This window comes from Stenotrophomonas sp. PS02297, assembly GCF_029959705.1.
Classification (GTDB): Bacteria; Pseudomonadota; Gammaproteobacteria; order Xanthomonadales; family Xanthomonadaceae; genus Stenotrophomonas; species Stenotrophomonas nitritireducens.
The window spans coordinates 1-11,265 of the sequence record NZ_JASCOS010000115.1 but is presented as its reverse complement, the minus strand read 5'-3'; the positions used below and the strand labels follow the sequence as shown (position 1 = coordinate 11,265).

Genomic DNA, 11,265 nt, shown 5'->3' with positions numbered 1-11,265 from the left:
CCGCCGGCGGGGTGGGGTGGCGCGGGGGGGGGGGGGGGGGGGGGCCGGGGGCCCCCCCGCCGTCGCCATCAGGTCTCGCGCAGGGCGGTGGTGATCGGCAGCCGCGCCGCGCGCAGCGCCGGGAACAGGCCGCCGACCAGGCCGATCCCCAGCGCCCACTTCAGTCCGCTCCACAGCAGTCCGGGCGAGACGTGGAACTTGAACACCACCGCGCTGAAGTTGCTGCCGATGGTGGACACGCTGTAGCCGTTGAACACCAGCCAGGCCACCGCACAGCCGAGCAGGCCGCCGACCAGCGCCAGCAGCATGGTCTCCAGCATCACCGCGGTAACTACCGGCAGGCCGCGGAAGCCGATCGCGCGCATGGTCGCGATCTCGCGGGCGCGCGTGGCCACCGCCGCGTACATCGTGTTGAGCGCACCGAACACCGCGCCCACGGCCATGATCGCGCCGATCACCGTGCCGAGGATGCTGATCAGCTTGTTCAGCCCGCCGCCCTGCTTGCTGTAATAGGCGCGCGTGGTCTCCACATCCAGCTTCAATCGCGGGTCGGCCGCGACGGCCGCCTTGAACCGCTCGAAGCCGTCCTTGCCCTCGGTACGCACGCTGATCGACTGGTAGGCGCCGCGCTGGTAGGTGGTGGCCAGGGTCTGAACATCGGTCCACAGCTCCGAATCGTGCGCATCGCCGGAAGCGAACACGCCCACCACCGTCCAGGCCTGGTTGCCGAGGGTCAGTGTCCTGCCCACCTCCATGTCGCGGAACTGGCCCTGCGCGCCTTCGCCGACCACGATCTCGCGCAGGCCCGGCTTGAACTGCCGCCCTTTCACGAGCTTCACCTTGTCGTGCACCGCCCAGGCCATGTCGCCGACACCGCGGAACTGCGCGTTGACGTCGGTGCCGTCGGCCCTGGACACCAGGTTGACCACCTGCGACAGCTCGGCCGACAGCAACGCGCGGCCCTGCGCATCGCGGGCCACGCCCGGCAGCGTGCCCAGCAGCGGCACCTGGTCGCGGGTGATGACCGAGTTGGTCTCGGCCTGCGAACCGCCGCGCAGCACGATGGCGGTGGTGTCGTCGCCCGTGCTGTTGAGCGTGGCCTGGAAGCCCGCGCCCATCGCCAGCATCGCCACCAGCACGCCGACCACGCCGGCGATGCCGACCACGATCACCGACGAGGCGCCCCAGCGCTGCGGCAGGCTGGCGATGCCGATGCGGGTGGCGGCCAGCGCCAGCCGCCCGCTGCGGGTGAGCGGCAGCCACAGCGCGATGGCGACGACCACGGCCAGCACGCCGACCCATGGCAGGGCTATCCATGCGACCAGGCCGATGGCGAGCAGAACGATGGTCAACAGATTCCACAACCAGCTCCGCGAACGTTGCCGTGGTTGCCCCGGTCTGGGTTTGCGCAGCAGCTTCCACGCGCCGATGGCGGAGGCGACCAGCAGGGCGATGCCGAGCAGGTGCAGCGATTTGTGCGTGCCGAACTGCAGCAGCGCGAAACCGAGCAGCGCAACCAGGCCAGGGACCCACTTCATGTTGTTCTTCATGGTCTTCTCCTCAGCGTCCGGCCAGCGCGTCGACGATCTTCAGCCGCTTGGCGCGCAGCGCCGGCAGCACGCCCACGATCAGGCCGATCAGCACGATCAGCCCCAGGCCCATCAGCCAGGTCTGCAGTGGTACCTGCGGCGGCAGCATGCCCATGGTCTTGGGCGCCATCGCGGGCAGCGCCAGCGCCGCCAGGCCCAGGCCGATGGCACCGCCCAGGCCTACCAGCAGCACCGATTCGACCATCACCAGCATCAGCACCGTGCCGTCCTTGAAGCCCAGCGTTTTCAGCGTGGCCAGCTCGGGGATGCGTTCGCGTACCGCCTGCGCCATGGTGTTGCCGGTCAACAGCAGCAGGGTGAAGAACACCGCGCCCATGATCGAGGTGACGATCATGCCGATGTCGGCGAACTGCTTGATGAAGGCCTGCTGGAACGCCGACTCGGTCTGGCTCTTGGTCTCGTGGTCGGAGTTGGCCGAGATCGCATCGATGGCCTGGGCCACGCGCGAGGCGTGGTCGGCGTTGTCCAGCGTCACCGTGTACCAGCTCACCTGGTTCTTGATGTAATCGTTGGATTCGTCGAAGTACTTCCAGTTCATCATCAGCTGGCGCTCGTCGTTGGCGGCAGCGGCGGTGTTCTTCGAATGGAAGATGCCCACCAGCTGCAACGGCCAGTCGTTGCTGCCGCCGCGCGGGAAGATCGTGGCCTGCAGCGGGATGGTGTCGCCGATCTTCCAGCCGAACTGCTGGGCCAGGGTCGCACCAACGATGGCGCCGGTGCGCGTGTTGTGGAAGGCCTCCAGCTGGTCCTTCGGCACCTCGAACTCGCGGTACACGTCGAAGTAGTTCGGCGCCACCGAGAAGTTGGGGAAGAAGTTCTTCGGGTCCTGGTAGATGCCGCCGAACCACATGGCGGAGGTGACGTCGCGCACGCCCTGCACCTGGCGGATCTGCGGGTCCAGGCGGATCGGCAACGACTGGGTGATCGACAGGCGCGAGGTGACGATCAGCCGGTTGGCGCCGGCCACGCTGTTGCCGCCGCTGTTGAAGGCCACGCGCACCGAATCGAGCATGCCGAACAGCAGGAACGCGGTGACCACCGACAGCAGGGTGAACAGGGTGCGGGTGCGGCTGCGGAACAGCTGCGCCCAGATGAGGGAGAAATATTTCATGGCGCACCTCCCTGTGCGCCACCCTGCGGGCGGCTTGGCCGTGGAAAACACCGGTCGTGTTTGCTTTTCATGGCCGCGCTCCTCAGTGCACCGGGGCGTCGACCAGCTCGCCCTTGTCCAGATGTACGGTATGGGTGGCGTATTCGGCCGCCTTCGGATCATGGGTGACCATGATGATGGTCTTGCCGTGCTCGCGGTTGAGCAGCTGCAGCAGGCCCAGCACTTCCTCGGCCGAATGACGGTCCAGGTCGCCGGTGGGCTCGTCGCAGATCAGGAAGGTCGGATCGGAGACGATGGCGCGGGCGATGGCCACGCGCTGCTGCTGGCCGCCGGACAGTTCGTTGGGGCGGTGGTCGCGACGGTCGGCCAGGCCGACCAGGGCCAGCGCGATCTGTGCGCGGCGCTTGCGCTCCCCGGCCGACAGGCTGGTCAGCAGCAGCGGCAATTCCACGTTCTTCTGCGCGGTCAGCATCGGCATCAGGTTGTAGAACTGGAACACGAAGCCGACATGGTGGCTGCGCCAGGTCGAGAGCTGGCCGGCACCGAGCTGGTCGATGCGCTGGCCCTCGATGGCGATCTCGCCGCCGCTGGGCGTATCCAGCCCGCCGATCAGGTTAAGCAGGGTGGTCTTGCCGGAACCAGACGGGCCCATCAGCGCGACGAAGTCGCCGCGGGCGATGTCCAGGTCGATGCCGTGCAGCACCTGCACCTTCTCGGGGCCGCGCTGGTAGGTCTTGGTGATATTGCGGAGGGTGACGAGGGCGGTCATGGGTGATCCTCTGCGGGTGATGCGGTGGGTGGCGGGCGCTGCCGCGCCGCTCTGCTTTTATCCTCCCGCCTGGGGCGGGAGCGGGTGAATGGGTGCGATGCTGCGGTGGTTGCGGTTGCGGTTGCGGTTGCGGTTGTTGCTTTTGCTTCCTGCTTCTGACTTCCCCGGCCGTAGAGCGAGCCGGGCACCGCAGCGGGACAGGGGGCGAAGAGGCGCACGTGTCTGAGCGAAGCGAGTTGTGCGCCGTCCCCCTGGCCCGCGAGGAGCGCAGGGAACCGGCGGGCGAAGCCCGACGGATCGCGTCCCGGCCCGTGTTTCTTTTGGCTACCTTTTCTTTGCACGAGCAAAGAGGAGCTTTTTCAACAGCCGAATGGCTGGTCAAGGTAGCTCGCGTCCCGAAGGGGAGCGAAAGCTCTTGATCCTGCTCCTGCGTTTGAACTTGCTCCTGCAGGAAACGGGCATGAGAAACAAGAGCCAAGGCACAAGGCTCCAAGGCAGAGGCTAAAGCGTGAATCGTGAAAGCAAGGCTTTCACTCCTGCTGCGCAGGAGCGAGTTACTTCTCTTTGCTCGTGCAAAGAGAAGTAACCCAGAGAAACACGCCCTGCCTCCGCGCCCAACGCGCTATGCGCGTCGGGTCCACTCCGCCGGCGGGATTTTTCGACGAGACATCCCTGTCTCGTCGAAAAACGACGTGCATCCATGCACGTCGCCCTTCGGGTTTTTCCCACCGGCTCCGTCGCTGCGGAAGGGGGGCGAACATCAAAAGCCGAAGGGCGAAAGCAAAATAACGAGCAGAAGCAACAGCAACAGCAACAGCAGAATTCGAGGTGGCTGCCTGCTGGGTGGTTCGCCAAGCGACGCCGCGCGTCACACGGCCGGACCACCGCGGATCACTGCCCCGCGTCGCCGGCCAGCGTCACCTTGTCGCCATCCTTCAACGCCGGCGGCGGATTCACCACCACCGTCTGTCCCGCCGACAGGCCCGACAGCACCTGCCGGTCCTTGCCCATCTCCATACCGGTCTTCAGCGCCTGCGCCTGCACCGTGTCGTCGCTGCCGACCACGAACGCCACCGCGTCCTGCCCGCGCTGCACGATCGCCGCGGCCGGCACGCGCACGCCTTCGGGCTTCTTCTGCCCGGCCTCGGCCGGCTTTTCCAGGAAGCTCACCCGCACGCCCATCTCCGGCACGATGCGCGGGTCCTTCACCTTCAGCGCCACGCGCACCTTCACCGTGGCCTTGCCGCGGTCGGCGGTGGGAATGATCGCGATCACCTCGGCCGGGATCTTCCAGTCCGGGTAGGCGTTGAGCACGGCCTCCACCGGCATCTTCGGCTGCACGCGGCCGATATAGGCCTCGCCGACCTCGACCTCGATCTCCAGCGAATCCATGTCCACGATGGTGCCGATGCCGGTGCGGGTGAAGCCGCCGCCGGCCGACAGCGGCGAGACGATCTCGCCCGGCTGCGCGGCCTTGGCGGTGACCACGCCGGCGAACGGCGCGCGCACCACGTTGTTGTCCACGCCCAGGTCGGCGATGGCCAGCGCGTCCTGCGCGACCCGGGCGTTGTGGCGGGCGGAGGCCAGCTGCGCGCGCAGGTTGTCGCGCTGGGCGACGGACTGGTCGAACTGCGCGCGCGATACGAGCTGCCGGCCCACCAGCTGCTGCAGGCGCTGGGCGTCGGCCTCGGCCTGGCGCAGCTGCGCCTGCAGCCCGTCGACCTGGCTGCGCGCGGCGTCGAGCTGGGCGGCGTTGAGCGCGCGCTGCGCATTGGCGTCGATCGGGTCGAGCGTGGCCATGACCTGGCCTTCCTCCACGCGCATGCCTTCCTCGATCAGCACCTCGCGCACCTTGCCGGTGATTTTGGCCGAGACCGTGGCCATGCGCCGCGCCACCACGTAGCCGCTGGCGTCGAGCACCGACGCGCTGGCGCTGTCCTGGCCGATGGCGACCACCGGCGCGGTCTCCACCACCACCGGCTTGCCGCGGCTGAAGAAGAGGCCGGCGGCGATCGCCAGCAGCAGGGCCAGCAGCAGGCCGAGCACCCACCACAGCCAGCGGCGCGGCGAGGACGGGCCTGGCGCCGGCGGAGCCGAACGGTCGATGCGCAGTTCCTTGAGCAGATCGGCAGAGGTGTTCATCGGCGACAGGACAGTGTCCGCGGGAAGAAGTGACGGAAGGTAACCCAAACCGGCGGGGCAGGCTCGCCGGCGACGGAGACCGATTCTAGGCGGCACCCGGCGGCGGAACAGGTGACGGGTGTCATCCGCTTGGCCTGACCGCCCGCACTACGGGGCCGTGGTGCGCATCGATACCTTGGCGCCATTCCCGGAAGGAGCGAACAGATGGGCGCGAACGACGAGGTACTGGCAAGCCTGCGTGGCGTGCACAAGCGCTATGGCGCGCTGCAGGCGCTGGCCGGCGTGGACCTGGACCTGCATGCCGGGCAGGTGCTGGCCCTGCTCGGCCCGAACGGCGCCGGCAAGACCACCACCATAGGCCTGCTGCTGGGCCTGCTGCGCGCCGATGCCGGCCAGGTGCGCCTGTTCGGGCAGGACCCGCAGCAGGTGGCGGCGCGGCGCGGCATCGGGGTGATGCTGCAGGATGCGGCGCTGCCGCCGACCCTGAAGGTCGGCGAGCTGCTGGGGCTGACCGCCAGTTACTACCCGGCGCCGCGCCCGCTGGCCGAAAGCGCGGCGCTGGCCGGCATCGAGGACCTGCTCGAGCGGCCCTACGGCAGGCTGTCCGGCGGCCAGCAGCGGCGCGTGCAGTTCGCCATCGCCCTGTGCGGACGCCCGCGCCTGCTGTTCCTGGACGAACCCACGGTCGGGCTCGACCTGCCGGCGCGGCAGCGGCTGTGGGCCACCGTGCGCATGCTGGCCGGCGAAGGCGCGGCGGTGGTGCTGACCACGCATTATCTGGAAGAGGCCGGGCACCTGGCCGACCGCGTCTGCGTGCTGCTGCGCGGGCGCATCGTCAGCGACGGCAGCGTCGATGCGCTGCGCGCGCGGGTGGAAACGCGCCGCATCCGCTGCATCTGCGCGCTGGATGCCGATGCCGTGGCCGCCTGGCCGGGCGTACGCCAGGTGCAGCGCGATGGCGCGCGGCTGGACATAGCCAGTGACCAGGCCGAGGCGGTGGTGCGGCGCCTGCTCGACACCGATCCGGCATTGTCCGGCCTGGAGGTGCTGGCCGCCGGGCTGGACGAAGCGTTCTGCGACCTGACCCGCGACGAGCCCGTCGCTTCTCCCGACCTGCACGAGGCCGCCTGATGGACACCCTGCATGCCTTCTCTCCGGTACAGGCGCCGATGCCGCGCCGCCGGATATTCGCCGCCTACCTGCAGGAAACGCGCGCCGAATGCCTGCGTTACCTGCGCAGTCCGTCGTTCCTGCTGCCGACGCTGCTGTTCCCGGCGGTGTTCTTCCTGATGTTCGGCGTGGTGCTGGCCGGGCGCAGCACGCCGGAAGCGCCGCGCTTCCTGCTGGCGTCCTATTCCACCTTCGGGGTGATGGCGCCGGGCCTGTTCGGTTTCGGCATGTCGCTGGCGCTGGAGCGCGACAACGGCCTGCTCACCCTCAAGCGCGCGCTGCCGATGCCGCCGGCCGCCTACCTGGCCGGCAAGATGGCGATGGCGATGCTGATGGCCGCGCTGATCACCACCTTGCTGCAGACGCTGGGGCTGACCCTGGCGCATGTGCAGCTGCAGGCGCTGCAGATGCTGCGGCTGGCGCTGGTCTGCATCGCCGGCGCGGTGCCGTTCTGCGCGCTGGGCCTGCTGCTGGGCACGCTGGTGAAGGGCCAGGGCGCGCCGGCCATGGTCAACCTGCTGTACCTGCCGATGGCCTTCCTGTCCGGGCTGTGGTTCCCGCTGCAGATGCTGCCGCCGCTGGTGCGCGCGCAGGCGCCGCTGTGGCCGAGCTACCACCTCAATGCGCTGGCGCAGTCGGCGGTGGGCTTCGATACCGGCAGCGCCTGGCCGCACCTGCTGTGGCTGGCCGCATTCACCGTGGTCGTCCTTGCCATCGCCGTGCGCCGCCTGCGCCGGCATGGCTGATGGCATCATCGACGCCTGCGCGACAGGAACCGCCCCGTGAACCACCGCCACCTCCCCGCCTGGCTGAAGCCCGCCCCCGATTCGGTGGTGGCCGACAACCTCAAGCTCGGCAAGTGGCCGTGGATCGACGCCGTGCACCTGCTGTGGACGGTCTGGGTGTTCCTCACCCCGATGTTCGGCGGCGGCTTCACCCTGCGCTGGGTGCTGATCACGCTGTGGTCGTATCCGCTGTTCATCCTGTTGTTCGTGATGACCCTGGTGGCGTCGCGGCGCAGCGCGCCGATCTTCGCCCTGGCGATGGTCGTGCTGGCGATGGCGCTGCTGCGCAGCTATCCCTCGGGCATGAACTATTTCGTGTTCGGCTGCGTGATGCTGCGCTCCAACCGCTGCATCGGCGTGCGCCGGTACCTGCTGGAGCTGGCGCTGCTCAACGCCGGTTTCGTCTCGCTGGCCTGGTGGATCGGCTATCCATGGCAGGTCGTGGCCTGGATCCCGGCATTGACCGTGGTCATCGGCCTGATCGTCAATGTCGAGCGCGCGAGCAGCGAGAAGGACGCGGCGCTGCGGCTGTCGCATGAGGAAGTGCGGCGCCTGGCCGCCACCGCCGAGCGCGAGCGCATCGGCCGCGACCTGCACGACCTGCTCGGGCATACGCTGTCGCTGATCACGCTGAAGATGGAACTGTCGCGCAAGCTGTTCGAGCGCGACCCGGCGCGTGCGCAGCGCGAGCTGGCCGAGGCCGAGCAGATCGCCCGCGACGCGCTGGCGCAGGTGCGCAGCGCCGTCACTGGGTTCCGCGCCGCCGACATGGCCGCCGAACTGGCCTCGGCGCACCTGCTGCTGGAGTCCTCGCGCGTGCACCTGCGGCATTCGCCGCCGCCGCCGATGCCGGCCTGGATCGAATGCGGGCTGGCGATGGTGCTGCGCGAGGCGGTCACCAACATCGCCCGCCATGCGCAGGCCAGCGAGGCGATGATCGCGGTGCGCGTCGAGGCCGATACCGTGGTGCTGGAGGTCGCCGACGACGGCCGCGGCGGCGTGTCCGCCAACGGCAACGGACTGGCCGGCATGCGCGAGCGGGTGGCGGCGCTGGGTGGCACCCTGCGCATCGATTCGCCGCGCGGCGCCGGCACGCGGCTCACGGTGACGGTGCCGCTGGGCGACGGGAACGCGGCCGTGGCGGCCGCCGCACCCGATGGTCCCGGGCTGCCGGCCATGGAGGCGCGCGCATGATCCGCATCCTGCTGGCCGAGGACCAGGCGATGGTGCGCGGCGCGTTGTCGGCGCTGCTCAACCTGGAAGCCGACATCGAGGTGGCAGGCACCGCCGCCGATGGCGAGACGGCATGGCGCGAACTGCAGCGGCTCGCGCCCGACGTGCTGGTCACCGACATCGAGATGCCGGGCCTGACCGGACTGGAGCTGGCCCAGCGCGTGCAGCGCCATGGGCTGGCGGCGAAGGTGGTGATCGTCACCACCTTTGCCCGCACCGGCTTCCTGCGCCGCGCGCTGGACGCCGGCGTGCAGGGCTATCTGCTCAAGGACGCGCCGGCGGAGAAGCTCGCCGAAGCCTTGCGCCAGGTGCATCGCGGCGGCCGCGCCATCGACCCGCAGCTGGCGGTGGAAGCCTGGACCGAGGCCGACCCGCTCAACGACCGCGAGCGCCAGGTGCTGCGGCTCGCGGGCGAAGGCCGCTCGGCCAACGAGATCGCCGAACAGCTCGGTCTGTCGCATGGCACCGTGCGCAATTATCTGTCCGAGTGCATCGGCAAGCTGGGCGTTGCCAATCGCATCGAGGCGCACCGGCTGGCGCGGCAGAAAGGCTGGCTTTGAGCCGCGATCGCGGCGCCCGGTCATGCATGGCCATGCGTCGAAGCGGCGGTGGCTGCAGGACTCCCCGGCACGCGGAACCGTGCGGCCGGGCGTGTCCGGCGGCGGAGCGTCAGTCCCTGCCGCGCGCCATCGCCTGGAACACGCCATCGCGGCGCACCCACAGGTGCAACAGCGCGGCGCCGACGTGCATCAGCACCATGGCGAACAGTACGTAGGCCAGCACGCCATGGGCGTTGCGGAGCGCCGCGTACAAGGCCGGCGTATGCGGCACGATCGCCGGCAGTTGCAGGCCTTTCCACAACACGATCGGGTAGCCGCCGGCCGACAGCATCGCCCAGCCGATCAGCGGCATCAACAGCATCAGCGCGTACAGCATCCAGTGCGACAGCCTGGCCGCCATCGCCTGCCATGCCGGCAGCTCGGCCGGCAGCGGCGGCGGGCGATGGCGCAGGCGGTTGTACAGGCGCAGCAGCGCCAGCACGCCGATGGCCACGCCCAGCGGGCGGTGCAGGTCGATCAGCAGCGGCCGCAGGTGCAGTGAGGCGACCATGGTCACGCCGATGAACAGCATGGCGATGATCATCACCGCCATGGACCAGTGCAGCACCCGGGCCGGCAGGTTGAAGTGGCCGTTGCCGGTGTTCATCGCGCGGTCTCCCTGGCTTGCGCCGGAGCGCCGGCAGCGCGTTCGCGCTCGCGGCGGTTGAACGATTGCGAATAGATCGCCGAGCGCGCTGCCAGCACAGGATCATCGCTGCCGCGCATGCCGCCGGGCAGGATCAGCGGATCGAAGTTCAGTTCGCCGCAGGCGCCCTGTTCCTGCGACTGCATGCGCTCCAGGCTCAGTACGCCGGCCATCACTTCGCTGCGCGACGCCGGCCAAGGGGTGGACGGATCGTCCACTGCGTCGCCGGGTTCGGCGATGCTGACCACCAGGTTCCAGCGCACCGGGCCGTTGTCCAGGCGGCGCCGCAGGTCCTGTTCGAGGAAGTCCGCATCCGTGCGCCCGCGCGCGTCGGCATCGAGTTCAGCCACCGGTGCCTGCGGCTGCCAGCGCCAGCGCACCGCGCGCTGGTTGCCCTGCGCGTTGGTGAACCAGAAGCTGTTGACGCTGTTGAACGTGGTATTGGTCCAGCTGTCGGTCCACGGCGCGCTCTTTGCCCATTGCTGGAAGGCCCGCGCGCTGGGATAGCGGGCCAGCAGCGCCGCCATTTTCTGCGGGTCGGGCTTGCCGGTGGCCGGATCGGGAAGCTGCGCACGGGTCTGTTCGAAGAAGGCCTCCGGCGTCGGCACCGCGAAGAACGGGAAGCTGTTCATCGCCATCCGCCATTCCTGGCCATCGTCGCCGACCAGCTGCAGGGCGATGCTGCGTACCCGCGCGTTGCCGTCGGCGCCATGCGGGTCGCCGCCGCCGATCGACAGGCGGCCGAGCACCGGCACTTTCTGCTGCGAAAACACCCGTGCGCTGGACAGCATCGGCGCCTGTGCGCTGGGAGAGAACCAGCCGCCCACGCACACGCCCTTGCTGTGCGCACGGCGGAAACCGGGATGGGCCGGGCCAGTGGCCTCGATGGTGTCGGTGAAGCGCTGCGCGGTCAGCCGGTCGCGGCCGATCCAGCCGGCCAGCCACGCAAAGGCGAGCGCGGCGGCGCCCAGGATCAACGCGATCAGGGCGATCCATGGCAGCGGCGTGTGCCTGCGCGGAACCGGTGGTTCCTGGCCGGCGCGGGTATAACGGAACAGTGGCATTGGCGGACTCCTGCCGTCGCGGAACGCATCGGGCGCGATGCACAGATCCTTGCAGAACCCGGCCGGGTGCGAAATTCAATTTTTCGTGAAGTCTGCCGCAGCGCGTGGTGCCCGCCCCACCCCGGCCCCCCCGCCC

General features: G+C 69.4%; 10 protein-coding genes. 4 read left to right on the top strand and 6 right to left on the bottom strand.

Annotation, left to right across the window (positions count from 1 at the left end; genetic code table 11):
- Nucleotides 1–68 precede the first annotated feature (68 nt).
- The 4 genes from QMX80_RS16080 to QMX80_RS16065 form a co-directional block, all read right to left on the bottom strand.
- Nucleotides 69–1,550 carry an ABC transporter permease gene (locus QMX80_RS16080; RefSeq protein WP_282278140.1) on the bottom strand — a complete coding sequence of 494 codons (1,482 nt, stop codon included), beginning with the start codon at nucleotides 1,548–1,550 and terminating at the stop codon, nucleotides 69–71.
- Nucleotides 1,551–1,560: 10 nt separating this feature from the next.
- A complete protein-coding gene (locus QMX80_RS16075) occupies nucleotides 1,561–2,721 on the bottom strand; it encodes an FtsX-like permease family protein (protein ID WP_055766639.1) in 1,161 nt (386 codons plus the stop codon).
- An 82-nt stretch (nucleotides 2,722–2,803) separates the two neighbouring features.
- A complete protein-coding gene (locus QMX80_RS16070; RefSeq protein WP_055766636.1) occupies nucleotides 2,804–3,490 on the bottom strand; it encodes an ABC transporter ATP-binding protein in 687 nt (228 codons plus the stop codon).
- 891 nt (nucleotides 3,491–4,381) lie between these two features.
- Nucleotides 4,382–5,632: an efflux RND transporter periplasmic adaptor subunit gene (locus QMX80_RS16065; protein WP_055766630.1), complete on the bottom strand. Its 1,251-nt coding sequence runs from the start codon at nucleotides 5,630–5,632 to the stop codon at nucleotides 4,382–4,384.
- Nucleotides 5,633–5,836: 204 nt separating this feature from the next.
- Here QMX80_RS16065 and QMX80_RS16060 point away from each other — a divergent pair, with 204 nt between their 5' ends.
- From QMX80_RS16060 to QMX80_RS16045, 4 genes are read left to right on the top strand one after another with little or no spacing between them, the layout of a single operon-like run.
- Nucleotides 5,837–6,763, top strand: coding sequence for an ABC transporter ATP-binding protein (locus QMX80_RS16060; protein WP_282278136.1), 927 nt, complete (start codon nucleotides 5,837–5,839; stop codon nucleotides 6,761–6,763).
- A complete protein-coding gene (locus tag QMX80_RS16055) occupies nucleotides 6,763–7,548 on the top strand; it encodes an ABC transporter permease (protein WP_055766624.1) in 786 nt (261 codons plus the stop codon). The genes QMX80_RS16060 and QMX80_RS16055 overlap by 1 nt, the downstream gene beginning before the upstream one ends.
- Nucleotides 7,549–7,584: 36 nt before the next feature.
- The gene (locus QMX80_RS16050) at nucleotides 7,585–8,781 is read left to right on the top strand and encodes a sensor histidine kinase (RefSeq protein WP_235504259.1); all 1,197 of its coding nucleotides are present in this window, start codon (nucleotides 7,585–7,587) and stop codon (nucleotides 8,779–8,781) included.
- Nucleotides 8,778–9,380 (top strand): response regulator transcription factor, encoded by a 603-nt coding sequence (locus QMX80_RS16045; protein ID WP_055766618.1) that lies wholly within the window; start codon nucleotides 8,778–8,780, stop codon nucleotides 9,378–9,380. The genes QMX80_RS16050 and QMX80_RS16045 overlap by 4 nt, the downstream gene beginning before the upstream one ends.
- Nucleotides 9,381–9,489: 109 nt before the next feature.
- Here QMX80_RS16045 and QMX80_RS16040 read toward each other — a convergent pair whose 3' ends face one another.
- A complete protein-coding gene (locus QMX80_RS16040) occupies nucleotides 9,490–10,026 on the bottom strand; it encodes a cytochrome b (protein WP_282278129.1) in 537 nt (178 codons plus the stop codon).
- Nucleotides 10,023–11,129: a catalase family peroxidase gene (locus tag QMX80_RS16035; protein WP_282278127.1), complete on the bottom strand. Its 1,107-nt coding sequence runs from the start codon at nucleotides 11,127–11,129 to the stop codon at nucleotides 10,023–10,025. The genes QMX80_RS16040 and QMX80_RS16035 overlap by 4 nt, the downstream gene beginning before the upstream one ends.
- Nucleotides 11,130–11,265: the final 136 nt, after the last annotated feature.